13 protein-coding genes and 6 pseudogenes are annotated in these 22071 nt (G+C 58.9%); 11 read left to right on the top strand and 8 right to left on the bottom strand.

Features of this window, described 5'->3' with window-relative positions:
- Positions 1-10: 10 nt before the first annotated feature.
- Positions 11-510: pseudogene (locus tag IVB18_RS42050) on the bottom strand (aldehyde dehydrogenase family protein); the annotation flags it as partial.
- Positions 511-1271: 761 nt separating this feature from the next.
- Between IVB18_RS42050 and IVB18_RS42045 the strand changes: the two are divergent.
- The 3 genes from IVB18_RS42045 to IVB18_RS42035 all read left to right on the top strand — a co-directional run bounded on the left by IVB18_RS42045 (position 1272) and on the right by IVB18_RS42035 (position 6004).
- A complete protein-coding gene (locus IVB18_RS42045; RefSeq protein WP_247986023.1) occupies positions 1272-2459 on the top strand; it encodes an aminotransferase class V-fold PLP-dependent enzyme in 1188 nt (395 codons plus the stop codon).
- Positions 2460-3470: 1011 nt separating this feature from the next.
- Positions 3471-4610 (top strand): ABC transporter substrate-binding protein, encoded by a 1140-nt coding sequence (locus tag IVB18_RS42040; protein ID WP_247986022.1) that lies wholly within the window; start codon positions 3471-3473, stop codon positions 4608-4610.
- A 569-nt stretch (positions 4611-5179) separates the two neighbouring features.
- Positions 5180-6004: a hypothetical protein gene (locus IVB18_RS42035; protein ID WP_247986021.1), complete on the top strand. Its 825-nt coding sequence runs from the start codon at positions 5180-5182 to the stop codon at positions 6002-6004.
- Positions 6005-6286: 282 nt separating this feature from the next.
- Here IVB18_RS42035 and IVB18_RS42030 read toward each other — a convergent pair.
- Positions 6287-6889, bottom strand: a pseudogene (locus tag IVB18_RS42030) (transposase); the annotation flags it as partial.
- A gap of 68 nt (positions 6890-6957) precedes the next feature.
- Positions 6958-7180 (bottom strand): annotated as a pseudogene (locus IVB18_RS42025) (transposase); the annotation flags it as partial.
- 232 nt (positions 7181-7412) lie between these two features.
- Here IVB18_RS42025 and IVB18_RS42020 point away from each other — a divergent pair.
- The gene (locus IVB18_RS42020; RefSeq protein ID WP_247986020.1) at positions 7413-8648 is read left to right on the top strand and encodes an IS110 family transposase; all 1236 of its coding nucleotides are present in this window, start codon (positions 7413-7415) and stop codon (positions 8646-8648) included.
- A 320-nt stretch (positions 8649-8968) separates the two neighbouring features.
- On the opposite strand, the pseudogene IVB18_RS42015 reads toward IVB18_RS42020, so the two are convergent.
- Both IVB18_RS42015 and IVB18_RS42010 read right to left on the bottom strand, forming a co-directional pair.
- Positions 8969-9949: pseudogene (locus tag IVB18_RS42015) on the bottom strand (IS256 family transposase); the annotation flags it as partial.
- A 96-nt stretch (positions 9950-10045) separates the two neighbouring features.
- Positions 10046-10333 (bottom strand): annotated as a pseudogene (locus IVB18_RS42010) (ISNCY family transposase); the annotation flags it as partial.
- Positions 10334-10934: 601 nt separating this feature from the next.
- Here IVB18_RS42010 and IVB18_RS42005 point away from each other — a divergent pair.
- Both IVB18_RS42005 and IVB18_RS42000 read left to right on the top strand, forming a co-directional pair.
- Positions 10935-12482, top strand: a complete 1548-nt coding sequence (locus tag IVB18_RS42005) for an acetolactate synthase large subunit (protein WP_247986019.1) — start codon at positions 10935-10937, stop codon at positions 12480-12482.
- 769 nt (positions 12483-13251) lie between these two features.
- Positions 13252-14439, top strand: coding sequence for an aminotransferase class V-fold PLP-dependent enzyme (locus IVB18_RS42000; RefSeq protein WP_247986018.1), 1188 nt, complete (start codon positions 13252-13254; stop codon positions 14437-14439).
- Between the two features lie 451 nt (positions 14440-14890).
- Here IVB18_RS42000 and IVB18_RS41995 read toward each other — a convergent pair whose 3' ends face one another.
- On the bottom strand, positions 14891-15325 hold the full coding sequence (locus IVB18_RS41995) for an ATP-binding protein (RefSeq protein WP_247991860.1): 435 nt from the start codon (positions 15323-15325) through the stop codon (positions 14891-14893).
- A gap of 36 nt (positions 15326-15361) precedes the next feature.
- Here IVB18_RS41995 and IVB18_RS41990 point away from each other — a divergent pair.
- Together IVB18_RS41990 and IVB18_RS41985 are read left to right on the top strand one after the other, a co-directional pair.
- Positions 15362-15695 (top strand): annotated as a pseudogene (locus tag IVB18_RS41990) (transposase); the annotation flags it as partial.
- 267 nt (positions 15696-15962) lie between these two features.
- A complete protein-coding gene (locus tag IVB18_RS41985; protein ID WP_247986017.1) occupies positions 15963-16127 on the top strand; it encodes a hypothetical protein in 165 nt (54 codons plus the stop codon).
- A 305-nt stretch (positions 16128-16432) separates the two neighbouring features.
- Here IVB18_RS41985 and ccrA read toward each other — a convergent pair whose 3' ends face one another.
- Positions 16433-17716, bottom strand: a complete 1284-nt coding sequence (gene ccrA, locus IVB18_RS41980; protein ID WP_247986016.1) for a crotonyl-CoA carboxylase/reductase — start codon at positions 17714-17716, stop codon at positions 16433-16435.
- Positions 17717-18627: 911 nt separating this feature from the next.
- Between ccrA and IVB18_RS41975 the strand changes: the two genes are divergently transcribed.
- Together IVB18_RS41975 and IVB18_RS41970 are read left to right on the top strand one after the other, a co-directional pair.
- Positions 18628-19620, top strand: coding sequence for a ketoacyl-ACP synthase III (locus IVB18_RS41975; protein ID WP_247986015.1), 993 nt, complete (start codon positions 18628-18630; stop codon positions 19618-19620).
- A 20-nt stretch (positions 19621-19640) separates the two neighbouring features.
- Entirely contained in the window at positions 19641-20468 is an 828-nt protein-coding gene (locus IVB18_RS41970) for a glucose 1-dehydrogenase (protein ID WP_247986014.1), read from the top strand.
- Between the two features lie 195 nt (positions 20469-20663).
- On the opposite strand, the gene IVB18_RS41965 is transcribed toward IVB18_RS41970, so the two are convergent.
- Positions 20664-21110 (bottom strand): hypothetical protein, encoded by a 447-nt coding sequence (locus IVB18_RS41965; protein WP_247986013.1) that lies wholly within the window; start codon positions 21108-21110, stop codon positions 20664-20666.
- 99 nt (positions 21111-21209) lie between these two features.
- Between IVB18_RS41965 and IVB18_RS41960 the strand changes: the two genes are divergently transcribed.
- The gene (locus IVB18_RS41960; RefSeq protein ID WP_247986012.1) at positions 21210-21992 is read left to right on the top strand and encodes an enoyl-CoA hydratase/isomerase family protein; all 783 of its coding nucleotides are present in this window, start codon (positions 21210-21212) and stop codon (positions 21990-21992) included.
- The last annotated feature ends 79 nt before the right edge of the window (positions 21993-22071 follow it).

Here is a 22071-nt window from a genome sequence, read left to right as displayed (position 1 = left end):
AACGATGACCTAGATTGAATACACTCTTCGGTACGCCGGCGTCGTGAAGGATTTCCGCGAATATTAGGGCACAAGTGGGCGCGAATTCCGACGGCTTGAGAATCATTGTACAGCCGGCAGGCAAGCGCTGGCGCTACTTTGCAGGCTATCTGACTCATTGGCCATTTCCAGGGCGTGATGATCCCCACAACGCCGATAGGCTCGCGAACCACAACCGTACCGCCAATGCGCTCCTCGAAGGAGTAGGTCCTGAGCACGTTGAGCGTGGTTGTGAGATGGCCGATGGCGGAGTTAGACTGCATCTGCTCCGCCATCTCGAGCGGGGCGCTATCTCGTCAGAATGGCATCGCCGATCTCTAGCCGCGATGACCGCCTTGTCGACATCAGCTTTTGAGCCGAGCGCTACCTCATACATTTTCCCAGCGATCGCTGGATTGACTGCACGCATTGCTTTCGCAACGTGGGATCGATCCAAGCGCCATCTATGTAAAATTGCGATCGATTGACCATATCATCCTTTCGACGTTGGTGTAATTCGCACGGAGCCGCCACCGTGAATAGCCACTTCAGTGTTGTGGTGGTTTCAGTTGCGTCCGCCCATAGATGGTGGATCTCTTAAAGTGGTCCGATGAAGACCGTTTGAGGTACGACACGCCCGGTGCAGTCATGCCCTGACCCAAGCCAATTAATGAAAAACACGCCAGTTTGTTCTCTCCGGACTCGAATTCCCATGCAGATTCAGATGGTGCTGCTCGCAACAACCCACGCCCTCGCTCCAGGGGTGCCACTGCTTCAGACGATTTTTCAACTCGTGGTGTAAGCTCTGGCGAATCAGCTCCGATGACGCTCGTATAGCCTCTTAATGGCGCCGCTTGGCGGTGATGCTCATCCATCTCCCGCGCATTTTCTCCAAGAAGAATGAGTGGATGCAGGTTCTCCTCATGGAGCCGAGCCTCTTGGATCTTTGGAGATGTCAAACCCGGAATTTCTTACTACCTTTCCGACGTGGCAGAGCCGTGCAGAATTTCGTCGTCGCGCAAAGAAGGCAAGAATGGATGGGTTCTAAAGATTCGGACCGGCCGTGTGCCTACCGGATTCGATTCCTCGGCCGAGTGGCGCCGACCCCGATGAAGGTCTCGAGGCGCTTACATTTGGAATCCTGCGCAGTTTCGGTCTGCATCGCTGAACTTCTGCGGTTTTTCGACTGTGGTTCGCAAGTTTCAACCCCCTGATCCGATTACAAGTGGTTGTCCAACCAAGGGGCAGTTTCCATGACTGTACGTGCCGGCCGCGAGTTTCTTGCCCTTCCGGGGCCTACGACCATACCTGACGAGGTGCTACGCGCCATGCACCGGCCGGCGCTCGACATCTATTCCAAGCCAATGGTCGATTTGACCGAAGGCCTGTTGCGCGATCTGTCGAAGTTGTTTGCGACCAAGGGAAAATCCTACATCTATATCGCCAACGGCCATGGCGCCTGGGAAGCTGTGCTCTCCAATGTGCTCTCGCGCGGCGACAAGGTGTTGGTCCTGGAGAGCGGCAGTTTCGCGGTCGGGTGGGGTAATGCCGCGCGCGCTATGGGCGCTAAGGTGGAGGTGCTCAGAGGAGACTGGACCCGCGCGGTGCGCGCCAGTGAGGTTGAGGCGCTGTTGCGCGCCGATAAGGATCACACCATCAAAGCTATTCTCGTCACACAAGTCGACACCGCTTCTGGTGTCGTGAACGACATCGAGAAGATCGGAAAGACGATCCGTGCGGCTGGCCATCCCGCGCTCTACATGGTCGACGCCGTGGCCTCCCTCGGCTGCATGCCGTTTGAGATGGACAAATGGGGCATCGATGTCGCGATGTCCGGTTCGCAGAAAGGATTAATGACGCCACCGGGACTCGGCTTCGTTGCCGTCAGCGAGCGCGCGAGTGCCGTTCATCAGGCGGCCAACATGCGCACGCCCTATTGGGACTGGACTGAGCGCGACGGTATCGAGCACTACCGGCGCTACGCCGGAACTCCACCGGTACACCTGCTCTTCGCACTCCGCCAGGCCGTCGACATGCTGTTCGATGAGGGATTGGAGAACGTTTTCGGTCGTCATCAACTGCTCGCCGAAGCGGTGCGACGTGCGGTGGCGGTGTGGAGTGAGAGGCACGTGCTCAGCTTCAACATCCGCGAGGATTCAGAGCGATCCAATGTGGTCACGACCGTGCTTATGGGCAGCGGTTATGATCCGATGAGGCTCCATCATTACTGCAACGACAAATGCGGCGTGGTCCTTGGCATCGGCATCAGTAATCTCCAGGGGCGGGCGTTTCGTATCGCCCATATGGGCCATGTCAACGCACCAATGATTTTGGGCGCTCTGGGCGTGGTTGAGATCGGGCTCAAGGCGATAGGAATCCCTCATGGTAAAGGCGGCATAGAAGCCGCTATCGCGCATCTCGGAGAACGTGTTCGCCCCTAGCCCTATTTCCTAATTCGTCACGAGTGCCGCGTGACATTCATTCCGGCAACGTCGGCCCGACGTAGTTCAACAGCGATCGGTCTTACGGCTTCTTGCATCAACGAACGGGGACGCTCAACACGGCGCCCTACGGATACAGAAGATCAACTAGAGCGAGTGGATAGTCGCCGACGTGACGACTCTGCCAACGCTCGGTCCGGTATTCGGCAAGACGCAAAAGGCTTGGCTGTGGGCTTATGCACACGACGATCGACCATTTAGCGGGTTTTAACGAAATCCTGCGCTCAACCGATATGCAGTCTACAATCGGGTCGCCAAGTCAGCAGGTGGTAATGAGTGCGTGAAGCTGGTAGCGTGCTTTATCCGTCACGAGGCGGTTCTAAGAGCCTCAGTCAACGAGAGCTCGTGCCTGCCGACCCAGACCCCCTCCAAGATGGCAGGGCTGTGGGAGATCGAGGCCGACATCCTCGGTCAAATTCCTAAGATTCGGGTGAATGCGCTCCAGGAATGTCGCGGCGTTATTTGAGTTGTGGGACAAGCAGCTGCCGCGCCTGTCGGGCGAGCCCCAACTCGTAAAGGACGGGCTATGCCACATCCAGACGCATAGCCCCTCGAGCGCTTCCTGAGCCGTCGCATCAAGATCGATTTCAACATCGTCGATGTGGCCACGGCAGCAAATCGACGCAAAAAACTGTGCCTTCGCGGGCAGTCATGGCGGCGGACCAGACCTGGGCGACCATGGCAACGCTTGTGTAGGCGCGAAGATCGACGATCCGCACGCTTGGCTCACGCAAAATCAGTACGATGCTCTGATGCCCTGGCACTTCAAAGCCTGAACGGCCTCAGTTTGGCGATTACTCTGGAGGTGACGACTTGAGGCATCGATCGGCAGCTGCATTCCTCGTTTGCAGGATTTCTTCATTGAGGGCCGATTTTTGCTGCCTTTGTGCTTCGCTACGTCTTACGAGTGAGGCACAGACAACTTGGCTGCATACTGCCTGGGGAAGCGTCATGACGAAACAGTATTCCGGCAACCGTTCATTTTGCGGCCTGAGCCGCCGCTCAGTGCTGCAGTCAACCGCGGCCTTTCTGAGCGTACCATTCGTCGTAGAAGCCACTAGCGCTTGGGCGCAGGAAAAACTTGCCGGGGCCGGTGAAGTCGTCGTTTTGAGTTGGGGCGGCTCCTATACGGATGGTATTCGGCGATATGTCTATGAGCCGTTTACGAAGGCGACAGGAATAAGGGTTGTGGATGTGGTTACCGACCTGGCCGAGCCTCAGATCAAGGCGATGCACCAGGCTGGCCGCGTCGATTGGGATATTGCTTATGTGTCGCCTGCTAACTATCCAGCAATGCACGAATCCGAGATGTTCGTGCCGATCGATTACGGACTGTGGGATCAAGAGTCGCTTGAGGGTGCATCAGCGAGCACGCGCCTCAAAGATGCAGTTGTGGCTGAACAGAGCGGCATGGTGCTCGCTTATGATACACGGGCTTTTCCGAACGGTGGCCCGCGGAACTGGGGGGATTTCTGGGATGTCAAGAAGTATCCCGGACCACGGGGTCTGTTCGGTTCCAACGGGAAGGTTAACATCGAATTTGCGCTCATCGCCGCGGGCGTCGCGCACAGCGACGTCTTTCCGCTTACCGATGATAAGGTTGATCGCGCGTTCGAAAAGCTCAACGAAATCAAGCCGCACATCGCTAAATGGTGGGTCGCTGGTGGAGAGGCGCCTCAGCTCCTCATCAATCGCGAATATGCGATGACTAGTATTTACGATGGCCGTGCGGTCGCCGCGGTCCAACAGGGCACGCCAATCAAATTTACCTGGGAGGGAGCCAACATGGGAGTAATGTACGGAGTGATTCTAAAAGGTGGGCCAAATACGGCGAACGCACAAAAGCTGATCGCCTTTTGGAACCGCGCGCAGATAGCGGCCGGGCGGACGCAGGGTACAGGCTATCCTGGGCCGAATATAAATCAGGTCAAGTACCTGCCGCACGATTTGGCCTCGCTGGTCAGCATAAATCCTGAGAACGCTTCGAAGGTCGTGTTCTCAGACGACTCATGGTTGGTGGCTAAGCGCCCGGACGGCAAGACCAATGCGGATCATATCCAGGAGCGTTGGATAGCATGGCGGGCGGCCTAGTTTTGGTCTCGCATGAGGTTGTCCATCTGGTCTGAACCGAGGAAGCTGAGGTTGCGAAGCTTCAGTGCTGACCAGATGAACTCAACAAGAATGCGCCTTTGACGCCCAAAGGTCGAGAGGCGACGGTGCGAGGCGTAATGGCTAAGCCAAACCCGCCGGCCCCCTGGAGGCCGTCGAGGCGTTGAGCCGGCAGCGCTACACCGGCAAGCAGATTGCAACGAAGGTCGAAGTGTTCACCGGCCACGGTCAGCCGCATCTTCGCCCGCTTGGGATTAAGCCGGATCGCGATCTGGCCCCCAGATCGGGTGCGTTACTACGAGCGCGAGCAGCCCGGCAAGTGACATGACTCACAAAAAACTGCTCGCATCTCGCTGAATAACCGCCAAAACTGCAGGACGCAAAACAATAGGGTATTCGCAGCCGCATCCCATGCGTGACACGCTTGGCTATCCGAGGCTATGGCAGGGAAGTAGGATCAACAGACATGACGACGCGATTGTCCGGCCGTCGCTCCCGTGATCGCTGTCAACCTTGGCGCGAGCTTAAAAACTGACCTTCGAGAGGATTATATGCTGCTTAAACATGCTAAAGACACAGCTGAAATCTGGTCCAACCTCCAATATGAGGTGGACGGCGGTATTGGCACGCGTGCTCATATTGGAATGGTCGTGATTTGCAACGATCAGACTCTCTCGCATGAGGCGCGAGCCATGCTGACTATTCCTGGCGTTGCGCTGTATGAGAGCCGTATCGGTCGTGCTTCACCCGAGCACCGTAAGAAACCTTTGAGCGTCGGCCTCTTGGAGGAGACTTTCGACGGACTTGATGACGCTCTGCAACAAATCAACACTATGCGCCCATCAGACGTTGTTGCACTCGGATGCACCTCCGGGGCTATGGTGGTGGGACCACAAGAACTTGAGCGCCTCGTCCGTAACGTTCATCCGCACGCACGTGTGACTGACCCTTTTACGGCAATCCTTTCAGCTCTGCGAGCACTCGGCTCCTCTCGGGTAGGTTTCGTATCGCCTTATCCCCGCGAGGTTGCTGAGAAGATGATTAGAGGCATGGAAACTACAGGGGTGCAAGTACCGATCGCCGCTGCATTCCACAATCCACATGGCCTTGTTAGGCTTGAAGCTCCCTTTATCTCACCTTTGAGCATATCGAAAGCGGTGCGGCAGGTGATTGACAGTGTCGAGGTTGATACCGTCGTGATTGCCTGCACTCAAATTCGTGCCGCGGAAATCATTGACGAACTTGAGCATCAGACAGGTAAAACAATAATTTCCTCTAATCAGGCGATGTGCTGGCACGCCTTGAGACTGGCTAAATGCTGCGATCTGATCCGTGGTTGGGGGCGCCTGTTCCAGACAGAACTGCAAGAACCATAGCCTCTACTTTGTCCGTGGGAATACGCAGTTTCCCTTCGGTACGTAGCGAGCCAAATGGCCCTGCTTCAGAGTCCACTGCGGCGCGGCAATCAGGATGGAAGTGCGTATTGCCGCATGTAACGATGTTCCCGATCGAGCTCTTGTTGCCTCATCTATTTTGCTCCCTCGCCGGGGGAGCGGAGGTGCCGCTCGCACAACTGGTCGGCATTGCGAGCGCGCCGATGTCGCGCTCGGTCCGCGACCGAGCGCTTGCAAAGCCAACAGACCGGTGATCGGGCGTGGTCAAGGCCGCAAGCCGCCGGAGGCGGTGGCGCATCGCGCCAGCCTTGAGCACGTCGCGTCGGTTTGCGCCGTCTTTTCTCCGGAGCCAAACAACAGCGCGCTTGCTTGCTCGCCGCGCCACAATTTGAGGCGACGTTGGAGCGTTCGGAGTACTTTGCTCGGATAAATCCCGGGGTATTCGGCCTGAAGCTTGGACAGGAGTTCGCTGCTGGTTCGCCACGGCTCGGCCTCGAACCATTCGCGCAGCTGTGGCGTGGCTTTGACGAGCGGATCGGGGCGTCGTCGCTCTCGCTTCGGCTTCGCAATTGGCCTGTCGGTCGGGCGTCTTGCTCCTTCTTTCCACGCGATTCGCAAGCTCGACAAAAACTGCTCAATCGGTGGCGCCGAAGCTGGATGGCTTGCTGGGGCGGGGTCTGTGAGACTGGCCAACTGCTCCTGCACGGCTCGGATATCGCGCAGTAAGGCGACCGGATCGAGGCCGCCAAAGATTTCATTGACGCGGACGCGGACAGCATCAGGTGTTCCTGCTTCGGCAACCAGCCGCTGATGCGGGGTCGCGGGGGCGCTGTACGTCTTGTGAACACGCGCCCCGTCGCGCTCCTGGATCGCGCCCCGTGGCGTGGTGTAGCTGAGTTTCGGTCACCACGGTTCGCCGGCATGGGCCGGATCGGTCAGCTGGCGATTGCCGGGAAGCTGACGGCGGGATCATCGCCCAACGGCGCGATCGTGTCATGTAGCGGCCACGCTGGACCGCCCATTCATCGTTCTGCTCGAGCAGGATGGCGCCGACCAGGCGGGTGATGGCGTCGCGTCCTCGTTGGGAAAGATGCCGACCACTTCGGTCCGCCGCTTGATCTCGCCGTTGACCCGTTCGAGCGGATTGGTAGCCAGTATGAGATTTCTCGGTGCCAACGTTCCGCTGCGGTGTTCTGCATCGTGGCGTATGGTGCGACCATCGGGACAGAGGCACCGGGAGCACGATGTGCGGGCAGGCCGATGCATACGATGAGCCGAGAGCTCGAGTTAGTAGCTGGCCGCCTCTGCGACTCGCCCGGTTGCGCTGGGAGCGCGAATCCGTAGTTGTCGTGTCGCCCGCAGCTCCCGTCATATCAAGCAGGAGGTGCAAATGCGACGGGTGATTGGCATCGACGTCCACCGAACTTTCGGGGAGGTGGTGTTTTGGGAAGACGGCAAGCTCCGACATGCGGGCCGGGTTGATATGACACGGACTGCGCTCGAGGGATTTGGCAAGACCCTGCTGGCCAGCGATGAGGTGGTGCTCGAAGCGACTGCCAACAGCATGGCGGTGTCGCGGGTTCTGGCGCCGTTTGTGGCGCGGGTGATTATCGCCAATCCGCTGCAGGTGAAGGCGATCGCCCAGGCTCACGTCAAAACCGACAAGATCGATGCCGGCACGCTCGCCAGTCTGCAGGCGGCCGGGTATCTGCCGCAGATCTGGACGCCTGACGCGGAGACCGAACGCAAGCGCAGGCTGGTGGCGCGGCGCTACCAGGTCGTGCGGCATCGCACGCGGCTCAAGAACGAGGTGCATTCGATCCTGCACGCGCACCTGATCCCGAAGTGCCCGCATGCCGATCTTTTCAACGCCCGCGGCCGGGCGTGGTTGGCCGCTCAACAGTTGCCGGACGATGAACGCGCAGCGATCGATCGGCACGTCCGTGAGCTTGACCGGTTGGCGGAAGACCTGGCCCTGCTCGACCGCGAGATCGCACAGGACGCCATGGACGATCCCGCGGTCAACAGATTGATGACAATCACCGGCGTCAATCTCGCGGTCGCCGCCGGGATCGTGGCAGCGATCGGCGACATCGGCCGGTTCAACAGCCCGCAGAAGCTGGTGAGCTATTTCGGGCTGAACCCGCGGGTGCGGCAGTCGGGACTGGGAGCTGCCCATCACGGTCGTATCAGCAAGATCGGCCGTTCTCACGCGCGTGCCATGCTGGTCGAGGCGGCCTGGGCAGCGGCCAAGGCGCCCGGTCCACTGCATGCTTTTTTTGTCCGCATCCGCGCCCGGCGCGGCCATCAGATCGCCGCGGTGGCCGTGGCTCGCAAGCTCACTGTGCTCTGCTGGCAATTGTTGACGAAGGGCGAAGATTACCTGTGGGCGCGCCCGGCCCTGGTGGCCAACAAGACCCGCGCAATGCAACTTCAAGCCGGACATCCGCAACAGAAAGGCAGCCGGCGTGGACCTGCCTATGCCTACAACATCAAGGCGCTGCGCGACCGCGAGATGCTGATTGCCGCCCAGGCGGAGCGAAACTACGAACAATTCGTGTCGCAATGGAAAGCGCGGCGGCCAAGAGCGGGCGCGCGGGCGCCTCAGTCCGGCAGGACAAAATAGGCAGTCCGGTGACGCTTGCAGCCGACGCGTCACGCTTCGCCACGAGGTCGCCCCGCGCCCAACAACCATAGTCGCGGTTGACGGCAAGGTCTAGCCAGGCCAGGAACCCAGTCCCGTTCCACGCCAGCGTGCCGTCGTGCTCGGGCGGTCAAGGCCAAGCCTTGCGGTGGCCGCAAATGCGGCCAGCCTTGACCGCCCCTGCGCGCGGCGGCTGCGAGATCGGTGGCCGGGACGGAAGAATGGCCCGCAGCGCGACCGAACAAAAGAATGGACTTACGGCGATCTCCGCAATCGTCGCCTCGGCCATGAAAAAATCGCTTGTCCATCTCATCTGTCGTCCGCAAGTGTTTCCAGTGCTCGGCCGGGAAGTCGTAGAACGCCAGTAGCGCGTCTCGATCCTTGCTCAGGCAATCGGCGGCCTTCTCGTACTTCAGCGCGTAGCTCTCGATGAAGGCGTCGAACGCCAGCTCGGCGGCGAGCTTCGTTTCAGCCATCCAGATTTCCTGCAACGCGCGTTTGGCCTTCGGCTGCTGGCTCTTCGGCAACGTGGCGAGCACGTTGGCGGTCTTCTGCACCCAGCAGCGCTGCTCGCGCGTTTTCGGCCAGACCTCGCCGGCCGCCTTCCAGAACCCGAGTGCGCCATCGGCGATGACGAGCCGCGGCGCCACGTCGAGCCCGCGCCGCTTCAGATCGAGCAGCAGATCGCGCCAGTCCTGCGCGCTCTCGCGGGCGCCATCGGTGAAGCCGACCAGTTCCTTGCGGCCTTCCGGCGTCGCGCCGATCAGCACCGCCGACAGATCGCGCCTCTGCCACCCGGCGTGCTCGTCGAGCCAGCCATCCTTCAGGCGACCGATGGCGGATGCCGACAACCCGGCAGCATCCTTGCCGAGCAGCGCAGCCAGCGCCTCGGAGAAGTCGCCGGTCGAAATACCCTTCAGGTAAAGGATCGGCAGCAGCGTCTCGATCGACTTCGATCGGCGCATGTAGGGCGGCAGGATCGACGGCGAGAACCGGATGCGGCCAGGATCGGCGGCGTCCGCTTCGCGATCGCGTACACGCGACTGGCGGACGGCGACCGGACCGATGCCGGTCATCACCTCGCGCTCCGGCAGGTGACCGTGGCGGACGACGCGCTGGTGGCCGTCCCGGGTCTTCAAATCGGCATGCTGGCCGAGAAAGTCTGCAATCTCGGCCTCGACCGCCTGGGCAAGCAGGGCACGCGCCCCATTGCGCAACACTTCTGTGAGTTGATCGTCGAAGATTCCTGGCTGAATCAGATGGATGACGTTATCGTTGGACACGGCATATCGCTCCTTCGGTGGAGAAGTGGAGGCGTCAAGCACCCCCACGTATGCCGCCTTTCCGATTCCCGCCGTCACCAACTTTGGGCGATAGCTCGGCAGAAGGGCCTTCAGACGCTTGCCGCACACCCGATCTGCGGCCTCCCAAAGCAGTATCAGCGCGTTTCGCTCAGCGTCTTGGTAAATCCGCGAACGATTGCGCCGTCCCGCTTTCCGGCCGTCAGGATCGCAGCGCAGCAGCCGCATCGCGTGCTTCCGATGGAAGTCCGTAATCGCGACGAACTCATCGAGAATCCGACCCTTCTCGACGCGGCTCGATATCCTGTAGCGCCGCGCCAGAGCAGACCTCAGTTCCTTGCGCGTCGCCGTGCTCAATCGCCTCATCGTTGCCCCTGCGCTCCCTTGCCATTGGGGAGCAATCTACGTGAGGCAACAACTCAGCATTCAAGAGCATTTCTGACGACGCAATGCGGGCATCGTTCAGTTCGTCGACCGCTTATCGGCTCGAGAAGGATCTGCGTCTTCCGTCACAAAAGAAGTCACCGCGCCAAAGGCGCCGGCCTGATTGCTCCCTCGATGCTTGCCCTGTGGCTGTTGAACGGTCAGCTCCATGCCCTTGGTTTTCCGGCTAAGGCGAATCGGGCGTCACTCGTTCATGATCTCTTGCATCGCTATGAAATGCGAACTCCACGTGCCGTTCCGCGGCGGGGCTGCATTGAAACCTCGCATTCTGGGGATTAGCCGCAGAATGTCGGCACTATAGGCCCCTACCTTAGCAGAACACGGCTTTAGGAGCCGGGTAAGATCGCAGAACAGATCTGCTCTCCACCGAACGGATTCAAAGTACTTCAAATCGCCGCTCCATTGACTACCGGCAGCTCGATCGCACGCGGCGCGCGATCATCCATCGTTTTGCACCAATAGGCGGCGCTTTGCGAATGCGGTTCAAGGACAATGTGCGACTAGTAACAAGGAAACGGTTTCAATGAACGGCGCTGAAAGTCTAGTTCGCACATTAGTTGCTGGCGGAGTTGACATCTGCTTTGCAAATCCAGGGACGTCCGAGATGCACTTTGTAGCGGCCCTTGATCGCGTCGATGGTCTGCGCTGCGTGCTCGTGCTCTTCGAGGGAATCGCTACTGGCGCTGCGGACGGTTATGCGCGTATGGCCGAAAAGCCGGCTGCCACGCTGCTACACCTTGGCCCAGGATTGGCGAATGGCCTCGCCAATCTGCATAACGCCACCAAGGCGTCCAGCCCAATCATCAATATCGTGGGGGATCACGCAACCTACCACCTCAACTATGATGCACCGCTCACGTCTGATATTGAAGGTGCAGCAAAGCCGTTTTCTGGCTGGGTCCGTACCTCCCCCAACGCAACGCGTGTTGCGGCTGATGGCGCTGCGGCCATCACAGCGGCGCGCACCCCGCCCGGTCAGGTGGCAACCCTGATTCTTCCGGCGGATACCGCGTGGAACGAAGGCAGTGGTCCCGCTGCTGTGGCTGATGCACCCAAAAGAGCGCGGGTTTCGCAGGATTGCATAAAGGATGCTGCCAAGGCACTCCGTTCGGGCGAGCCCGCGATGGTGCTACTGGGCGGACTCGCGCTCCGACAACGCGGCCTTGATCTGGCAGCGCGCATATGTGCCAAGACGGGCGCGAAAATCATGGCGCAAACATTTGTTGGCCGGATCGAGCGTGGCGCTGGTCGTGTTGCGGTCGACCGCCTTCCGTACCCAGTCAATCAAGCGCGTGCGACACTTGCGGGACTCAAGCATATCGTCCTGGTGGGTAGCCGCATCCCGGTGGCCTTCTTTGCCTATCCCGACAAGCCAAGCTTGATGGCGTCTCAGGACACGGACTTCTTGACGCTTGCACGTGGTGAAGAAGATGCATTGGACGCGCTCGAGCGACTTGCGGATGAGTTGGATGCTCAATCGATGCCGAGCCAGGCCGCGAAGCTGGATCCGCCGTCATTAGCAACTGGGGCAATCACGGGCGCCAGCCTCTCGCAATCGCTTGGCGCGTTGATTCCGGAAAATGCGATCGTGGTCGATGAGTCGATCTCGAGTGGCGGCGGTTTTTTTGCAGCAACTTGGAACTCGCAGCCACACACTTGGCTCCAGAACATGGGCGGTTCGATTGGGCTCGGAATGCCTATGGCTACGGGGGCTGCGATTGCCTGCCCGAACCGACCTGTGCTCAACCTGCAGGCGGATGGCAGCGCGATGTACGCCATTCAGTCACTGTGGACACAGGTGCGCGAATGCCTGAACATTACGACAGTGCTGTTCAACAATAGATCATACGCCTGCCTTCGCGACGAATTGGCCAACGTCGGGGCGCAAAACGTCGGGCGCAAAGCGTTGGATATGCTCGATCTCAGCCGGCCTGATATCGACTTCCTCGGATTGGCCAGAAGCCTGGGTGTGCCGGGCGCTCGGGTGGCAACGATGGACGAATTCAATATCGAGGTGGCACGCGGACTTGCGACCCCGGGACCATATCTGGTCGAGGTCCTGATCGCTTAGGCCGGTTAGGGTCTTGGCCCTAGGTGTTGGCTCGACGCTCAGGCGCCGTCTGTTATGGGTGGACGAGTTGCGTCCCGGTGAGGGGCCAATTTGAATCCTAATCAGGCGCGACGAGGCGTTCAGAACGACTCGCGGCACTAGCTTCCGCGGAAAAGACACGGAGATTGTGGCCGGTGATGTGTGCGCGCCGCTATGCCCACTCAAGTGTCGGCTGCGGACGATTTCGCGCAGGCATTTCTGTTTTGAGGTGCCGAAGAATCTAATCTTCCTTTAGCCGTCGGCTGTTGAACCCTGGGCGACACCGTGATCTCGGGGCTTGCTAGGTGCGTGCGATGTAGGCGCAGCAGATGGTGTACTCTCAAGGGGAAGCTTACCAGCCAAGAGCAAGCCCTCGAGGGGAAGATCTCGATGCTTGCAATCTCAGATCTCCGACTGCATCCGGAGAAGAACCCTTCTTAAACGCTTGGGGTTCGCAGTTCAGCGCTCAATAGAGCCAGCAATCGACTTGACTTCAAGATAGTCTTCCAGACCGAAGCGACCGGGTTCTAAGGATCCGGGATCCAATCGCGTGCTTGGTCGGCCCTGTGCCTACCGGATTCAATTCCTCAGACTAAGTGGCACCGACCTGAAGGTCTCGAGGCGCCTACATTTGGAATCCTGCGCAGTTTCGGTCTGCATCGCTGAACTTCTGCGGTTTTTCGACTGTGGTTCGCAAGTTTCAACCCCCTGATCCGATTACAAGTGGTTGTCCAACCATGGGGCAGTTTCCATGATTGTACGTGCCGGCCGCGAGTTTCTTGCCCTTCCGGGGCCTACGACCATACCTGACGAGGTGCTACGCGCCATGCACCGGCCGGCGCTCGACATCTATTCCAAGCCAATGGTCGATTTGACCGAAGGCCTGTTGCGCGATCTGTCGAAGTTGTTTGCGACCAAGGGAAAATCCTACATCTATATCGCCAACGGCCATGGCGCCTGGGAAGCTGTGCTCTCCAATGTGCTCTCGCGCGGCGACAAGGTGTTGGTCCTGGAGAGCGGCAGTTTCGCGGTCGGGTGGGGTAATGCCGCGCGCGCTATGGGCGCTAAGGTGGAGGTGCTCAGAGGAGACTGGACCCGCGCGGTGCGCGCCAGTGAGGTTGAGGCGCTGTTGCGCGCCGATAAGGATCACACCATCAAAGCTATTCTCGTCACACAAGTCGACACCGCTTCTGGTGTCGTGAACGACATCGAGAAGATCGGAAAGACGATCCGTGCGGCTGGCCATCCCGCGCTCTACATGGTCGACGCCGTGGCCTCCCTCGGCTGCATGCCGTTTGAGATGGACAAATGGGGCATCGATGTCGCGATGTCCGGTTCGCAGAAAGGATTAATGACGCCACCGGGACTCGGCTTCGTTGCCGTCAGCGAGCGCGCGAGTGCCGTTCATCAGGCGGCCAACATGCGCACGCCCTATTGGGACTGGACTGAGCGCGACGGTATCGAGCACTACCGGCGCTACGCCGGAACTCCACCGGTACACCTGCTCTTCGCACTCCGCCAGGCCGTCGACATGCTGTTCGATGAGGGATTGGAGAACGTTTTCGGTCGTCATCAACTGCTCGCCGAAGCGGTGCGACGTGCGGTGGCGGTGTGGAGTGAGAGGCACGTGCTCAGCTTCAACATCCGCGAGGATTCAGAGCGATCCAATGTGGTCACGACCGTGCTTATGGGCAGCGGTTATGATCCGATGAGGCTCCATCATTACTGCAACGACAAATGCGGCGTGGTCCTTGGCATCGGCATCAGTAATCTCCAGGGGCGGGCGTTTCGTATCGCCCATATGGGCCATGTCAACGCACCAATGATTTTGGGCGCTCTGGGCGTGGTTGAGATCGGGCTCAAGGCGATAGGAATCCCTCATGGTAAAGGCGGCATAGAAGCCGCTATCGCGCATCTCGGAGAACGTGTTCGCCCCTAGCCCTCTAGCTCTTCTAACTACATAACCGATCAACAGTTGCATTCTGCCGAATCGACCGCTGTTAACCCAAGGGTGGTGAGTTGCATAACCGGGCGATGTGTAGCGGGAGGGTGCGAGCTCGCTCAAGAAAATAAGATGAGACGCGAGGTGCGGATTCCGGCGATCGCGGCCAGGGATTCCGATTTAAGCGCGAGCATTCAGTCCGATCACAGCCACCCGTTCAGACGAAGGCGGTTGGGGTGCCGTTGCCATCATGTTGGGGCAAGTTTTCTTGATTGCATCAAGATCGGCGCGCTGCGCAGTGATCTTTCGCATGCTGTTTGAGTGCGAGGCGATGAGCGTTGTGGAGGAGTCGAGGACGGCGTCAGCGACGGGCCGGGTCGGCGATAATCTCGTGCCAATTTCGACCGGTACATGGCTGATGATGATGGTCGATCCGCGCTGGTCGCGATCATCGGCGACTTCGAGGGGATCGCGACCGCTGCTCGACGGTGAGCGGAGCGAGGTCCCAGTCATCAAGGATGAGCAAATCGCCCCTCAATAGCGTCTGAGCAGCCGCGCATAACGTCCGTCGCTGCGGGCGAGCGCACGAGCGTCGAACAGCCTTGGCAGGCGATAGTATAGGACCTCGGTTGCCGCGGCCTGCCTTGTGGCCGAGCGCGCAGGCGATCCAGCTCTTGTCGACGCCGGTCGGCCCGGTGATTAGCAAATTGTGCTTGCGGCTGATCCAATCGCCATCGACGAGCTTGGCAAACAAGGCGCGGTCGATGCCGCGTGGAGCGCGCAGATCGACATCTTCGACGATTGCGGTCTGCCGTAGCGAGGCGAACTTCAGGCGCACGATGAACCTTTTGTTCCTCCGCTCGGTTACGTCGCGATCGATCATCAAACCGAAGGGCTGCTCGAAGGTGAGCGCGGTCGAACTGGTGATGCCTTTCATAACGGCAGCGACCTCGCAGCATGGCTTGGTCTGGTACCGAAACAATCTCGACCGGCGATCGAACCATGCTCGCCCGTATATCGAGGCGCGGCAACGGTTACCTGCGAACACTGTCCATCCAGGAGGCCAGAGCCGTACTTTCGAGGCGCCGAAGCTGGCCCAAGCACGTCTTCGGACCTTGCTCGAAGCTGCGTCCAAGCGGGTCCACTCAAACGTATTGGTCGTTGCCCTGGCCGCAAAACTCGCACGCATGGCCTGGAGCATGCTCGCAAAGTGCCAGAACTACGCCGCAGATTTGTTGGCTCACACCGCGTAAGACACAGCCGGCAAAGAGAAAGAATCACCGTCCAACCGGAAGGTCACAAGGCCGAGGTTTGCGAGACGGAAAGGACGAATGGAGCACCGGTTGCGCCAACAATTCCGAAGCCTGGTTCGACGCCATGGCCCTTCTTGAGGCCGGCGAGTTATTGAGGACACAAGTGGAAGGATATCAGTAATGGCTCGAGCGAGAGCCTCAAATCGAAGCCGGATAGATTGGCGCAGGCCGTTACATCCGTTTGTCGATTCCTCCTGCAACGCGCGCGTGGTCCGGGTGTCGGTGGCCGTCACGCTGGCCCACGCCAAGCGTGGTCAGTTCGTTACCCATGTGAAGGCGCTGCCTGGCAACCTCTATGATCGCCTCGTTCTCGACAAAGGCCATCGCGGCCACAGCGTGGTACAGAAGGAGCCGCGGGTTCTCCTATCCTGATTCTGCTCCAGGCTTGGGGGATAGCTTGGATGAAACCTCTCCCGTGAACTGAACTGATCACAGCGGGCGAAGGGAAGCGCACAGTGTAGAGCCGGAGGACGGATTGAAGGAAGCGTGGAACGCAATGCGGACCTATGTTGGCCATTGTTTGTGGTGGGCTGCGAACGGTCACGACTGACCGCAAGGCTGCGGCGATCTGCGGGCCACGACAACTGTTGCTCTCGTGTGAAGTGTTGAGCTATTTCCGTCGATTCTGCAATTGGCCGAATTCTAGTAACGTGCGCAAGCGCAACGTCCGCTGTCGGTCACGCGCCGGCCGCCTTGACGATGTCTTCGAAATTCCGCAGGCCAGCGCGCGGCGCATTGACCAGTACGGCCATATTCCCCGGCTTGTGCTGGTTTTTCCACATCTTGGTATGGGCTCGAGCGATTTCGTCCCACGGAAAGACCTCGCTGATACAAGGCGCGATACGACGATCCAGCACGAACCGGTTCGCCGCGCTAGCCTGCTTGAGATTTGCGAAATGCGAGCCCTGGATTCGCTTCTGGCGCATCCATACGTAGCGGGCGTCGAATGTAATATTGGGCCCTGTAGTGGCCCCGCAGAACACCACCATGCCGCCGCGCTTCACAATCAGGATCGACACTGGAAATGTCTGCTCACCTGGATGCTCGAGTACGATGTCGACGTCGCGCTTTCCCGTGATATCCCAGATCGCCTTTCCGAACCGCCGAGCCTCTTTGATCCAATTGTTGTACTGGGGGGAGTTGACGGTGGGTATCGCGCCCCAGCAGTTGAAGTCGTTGCGGTTAATGACACCACTGGCGCCGAGTGCCATCACGTACTCGGTCTTACTGGAATCCGAGACAATGCCAATAGCGCTTGCACCGGATGCGGCCGCAAGCTGCACTCCAAATACCCCGAGTCCGCCCGAGGCCCCCCACACCAGCACGTTATCTCCCGGCTTGAGGGTGTGCGGCGCATGCCCGAACAACATCCGGTACGACGTGGCGAGGGTCAGCGTGTAACAGGCCGCCTCCTCCCAGGTCAGGTGCTCCGGTTTTGGCATCAGCTGTCGCGACTGCACACGGCAGAACTGGGCGAACGAGCCGTCAGGGGTCTCGTATCCCCAGATTCGTTGCGAGTGCGAGAGCAGCGGTTCACCGCCGTTGCACTCTTCGTCGTCGCCGTCGTCCTGGTTGCAGTGAATGATGATCTCGTCTCCGACTTTCCACCGCCGCACCTTGTTGCCTACCGCCCAGACTACGCCGGCGGCGTCCGACCCCGCAATATGGTAAGGGGCATCGTGCACGTCGAATGGCGATATGGGGTTACCGAGCCCGGCCCAAATTCCATTGTAGTTGACGCCACCCGCCACCACGAACACGAGTACTTCGTCGTCCGCTATCGGCCAGGTCGGCACCACCTCGACCAGCATCGAGGCCTCCGGCGGCCCGTGGCGCTCTTTGCGTATGGCCCAAGCGTACATGCGCTCGGGGACGTGTCCGAGCGGCGGAATATCTCCGACCTCGTAGAGACCCTTCGAATGAGATGCTGACGATGACAGTTCGTGAGGAACGGGCGACATGGTGACCTTTCTCTTCAGTACCCTTATTCCGGGGCAACGCTGACCGGTCCTGTCCTAACGCGACCACCTTGATGCCGAACCGCTGCGCAAAGAATTTTCTCTGGCGCTTGATGACCACAAGTGGATGGCCGTCTGCTCTTCAACACAAGATCTTAGGCGCCAACACGAACCATCCAAGATGGTGCCGCCAAAAACGTCAGCGGTCATATCGCTCATCATGGGTTCGCATTCGCCGTTGCAGTCGTCGTCTTGTTCGTGACACCTTAATGAATCGGATGGACGTTTATCATCTTCTCGCACGAGAGGAACCCATCACATTTGGTGCGATTGATTGTCCTCAGAGCTGCTGTCTTTCGAACCGCGTTGTTGCCGATGCCATTCGAAGACAAACATGCTCTTTCATTCTTTCCAGATCGTATTCCTAGGCCGACATCAGCTCCGCTGACCTCCTCTCCAAGCTACCAGTTTCGGTGGGTGACACGCTACGCCAAGGTCCTATTGTCAGTGCGGTTTTCGCATTCAGCTCGCAAGCGGCGCTGCCCGACATCGAGGCCACTCTTACATTCTCCCGGCCAAGGAACCGTTCATGACAAATTACGACGAAGATCCCAGCACAAATCAGATCTTTGTAAATCATCAACAACAATAATCTTTTCGCCAACTGAAAACTTATCCCGTGGAGAACTTCGGTTTGCAAGGACCACAGCAGGACGGAGTGCCTGAGCACATTCGTGACCCGGGGCGGTCTGCTTGATACCTGCGCAAGCGCGTGGCGGAGTTGAGAGCGCGCTATCGGCGTTCATTTACTGTTCGCCGCCCGATTGCTGGTGAGGGCTGAGGGGGGCGGAGCTCTCCGCGCTCAAACTAACTTTGTACTATCCTGTCGAGCCTCAGCTGGAGTTGATCCCAATATGGCAAGCGGCATCATAAGCACCGGCTCGTGGGCGCCCCCAAACGTCGTCACGAACTATCAGATTCAGCAGTGGACAGGCGCTCGGGTTGAGCTAATCAGAGAGCGAACCGGAATTGAGGAGCGACGGTACGCCTCCGATTCAATGGCTACATCTGATTTAGCATTTGAAGCTGTAAGCGTGATGCTTAGGCGAGAGGAGATTCCACTTGAGCGTATCCGTGCAGTAATCGTGGCAACCTCCACACCGGATCATCCGCAACCGGCTACCGCATCAATCCTATTGGCGAAGCTTGGTATGTGCGGCATCCCTGCTTTTGACATCGCGGCCGCTTGTAGCGGGTTTGTCTACGCACTGTCTGTCGGAAACGCACTTTTGAGCTGCTGTGATGAGATGGACTGCGTGTTGGTAGTTGGCGCCGACACTTACTCGCGGGTTATGAACCGGGGCGACTACCGTACTGTCAGCATCTTCGGCGACGCCGCAGGAGCTGTGGTAATTAGTCGAGTGCCGCACGGTTTTGGTATCGTCGCAAGCTGCCTATTTGGCGAAGGACGTGGCTGGGATGACGTCATTGTGGGTGCTGGGGGAAGCAGGGCGCCTGCAACGGCCGAGAGGATCGCGCGAGGCGAGCACTTCTTTCGCATGAGCGGCCGCAATACTCGAGAGTACGCGTTGCACACTCTGCCCGAAGTAATTGGGCGGACGCTTGAGAAGGCTGAGATCTCTCCAAGCATGGTCGATCGGTTTATCGTGCATCAAGCCAATGTTCGCCTCATCGAGGCCCTTCGAAAGAAGCTTGGTATTGATGATGGCGATGAGCGCCGCTGTCCTATGACAGCGATGTACTTCGGCAACACGGCAGCGGCGTCCATTCCGTTCACTCTCGACGCTTCGCACCGTGCTCACGCATTCCAGAGAGGCGAACGAGTAATGCTCGCGGCTGTAGGCGGCGGATATTCGGCCGGAGCCATCCTGCTCAAGTGGTATTGATTGTACAGAGGCAATGGTCGATGCAAAATGAAAATTATGAGCTTACCCAAAGTGCATCTAGAAGTACACGGAGTCAGCGAGGAGACGAAGACAGCTTGCGGAGCCCCCGTCGTCTTGTGGGGAAGGTCGCAGTAGTAACGGGGAGCACGAGAGGAATAGGTCGAGCGATCGCGGAGGCGTTCCTAGAGGAAGGCGCGCAAGTCATGTTCAGCGCTCGTCATGAAGGAGAGGTGTTCGAGCTGATAAATCGGGCTCCCAACCAAGCCGGTTTTACCGTGACGGACGTAACAGATCCAGAGTCGGTTCGCGCACTAATGCGCGCCACTTGGAACAGATTTCATCAGATCGACATATTGGTTTCGAATGCCGGCGTAAGCTGTGACGATAAGGTGGACAAAATATCTGCTGAGAATTGGGCGGCCGTACTCAATACAAATCTTAGCGGAGTCCTCTATTGCACCCAAGCGGTTACCCCATACATGGAATGCAAAGGGGGCGGCCGAATCATCAATGTTTCCTCCAGCATGGGGACGCGGGTTGCGGTCGGTGCGGCCGCGTATTGTGCGTCCAAAGCGGCCGTCAACATGCTGACGCGCGTCTGCGCAATTGAGCTCGCGGAGAAGGGCATTCTGGTGAACTGCCTTGCGCCTGGTCTAATTGACGAAGGGCTTGGCAAGTTGCTGGCTCTCAAAGAGAAAATATGGGACATCTACAAAGCGCGGATCTCGCTTCGACGACTGGGCAATGCGCGGGAAGTAGCGCAATCAGCAATCTTTCTTGCGAGCGACGAGAGTTCTTACGTTAACGGCCACATATTGGAAGTCAATGGTGGTCTACTATGGGCGTAGGCCAGCAGAAAGGGGTGCTGAGCAGGAGGCCGTCGTCTCAGGCGAACAGGTGTAAATCGATCGTTGCTTCGGTGGCGCCTCGACCCGGCGTGTCTTTCTCGGCGTCGCGCTCGGCATCCTCGCCGCCGTGCCCGTCGGCTTCCTGCTAGGGTGCGCAAGATGGTCGCGGCTAAGCGCATCCGATGGATTCGTGGACTAGGTGGTGCCGTTCATCGGATCGGGCGCTTTTAGCATAATGCGGTGGCTGCCCGAGCAATGAAAAGCAACGATCCGGTCCGGAGACCGGAGCCCGGCATACTTTGTCAACACGGTCTCGATCGCCGCTTCCAATGGATAGAAGCAGTACTTAAGCAGCTTCAAAGTGGCAATATTCAGCGCGACCTTCCCTATGGCGTGTGATCTCGCATTAGCGAGTATTCGCTGCGTTTCGAGGGCGCACATCCTGTCCGAGACAGTGTTGCTCACTTCAGGAGAAGGGAATGACGAACATCGAACTAGGCCCGCCTTCCTGAACGGTTGGGTTGATTTGCCGAGTTCACCCCGGTTCACCGCGCCGTCCGGCATCGAAAAACCTTTGATCACCTCGTTGATCGTGGCGCGCGCCTTCTTGCCCGAACGCGCACAATTATGAGGCGGCTCCATTGTTCTAGTCGGACTCGTTCGGAGCCAAAATCGACAACAAGCTCGGAGGACTTCGTCCCGCGCGCGCGTTCAGCTTCGAAGAAGTAAGGAGAGACTTTGATGGCGGCTGCCGACCAACGCTATACAACTTTGGACCTGGAGCACAGGAAACCAATCGTTCGCATTAATCTGGCTAGGCCTGCTAGCGCCAACGCCCTCAATTCGGAATGTATTCGCGAACTGCACCTCGCCCTTAGTCGCGCGGAGGCGGATGATTCTGTACGTGCTATCATCCTGAGCGCACAGGGCGCGCATTTCTGCAGCGGCGCGGATCTTCGGGAGTTGTTGCGCGGGGGCCGCTCAGGGGTGCGATCGATTCTCAATCCATTGCGAGACCTGTTATGTCGTTTGGAACGATCTAGGCTCCTGATAGTGGCGGCTGTCCATGGTGCGGCCCGTGCAGGCGGGCTTGAGTTGTGTTTGGCTTGCGATGCAGTGGTGGCTTCGCGTTCGGCCACGTTTGGCGATGCGCATCTGTCGAACGGTTTGCTACCCGCCGGCGGTGCTACGGCGCGGCTGCCGCGAGCGGTCGGATTGCAGAGGGCCAAGTGGCTGATTTTGAGCGCCACCGCAATATCCGCCTCCCTAGCAAGGGATTGGGGGATCGTCACCGAGCTCAGTGGGGATCTGGACTTAATCGATGTAGCCGAGCAGATGGTGATGGCTCTCACCCGTGCGGATGGTGAAACTGTGGCAACGGTGAAAGGACTGATTTCGGATGGCGCGGAACATCCTTTGACTACATGTCTTGAACGGGAGATTAGTGCGCTGGAACGCCGGTATGATGCTGCGTCCTTTCAAAACGGAATCCGCAACTTTCTTGAACGTAAGTCGCAATCGTGAGTGGAGCACCACCGGGGCCAACGTGATATCCAGGTTGGAGCGGGACGTCGGCGGTCGTGGAGCGATGCGGTCAAGGGAC

The organism is Bradyrhizobium sp. 186 (assembly GCF_023101685.1).
In the GTDB taxonomy this organism is placed as follows: domain Bacteria; phylum Pseudomonadota; class Alphaproteobacteria; order Rhizobiales; family Xanthobacteraceae; genus Bradyrhizobium.
The sequence above is the reverse complement of the archived record's forward strand: the minus strand, read 5'-3'. Positions and strand labels throughout refer to the sequence as shown.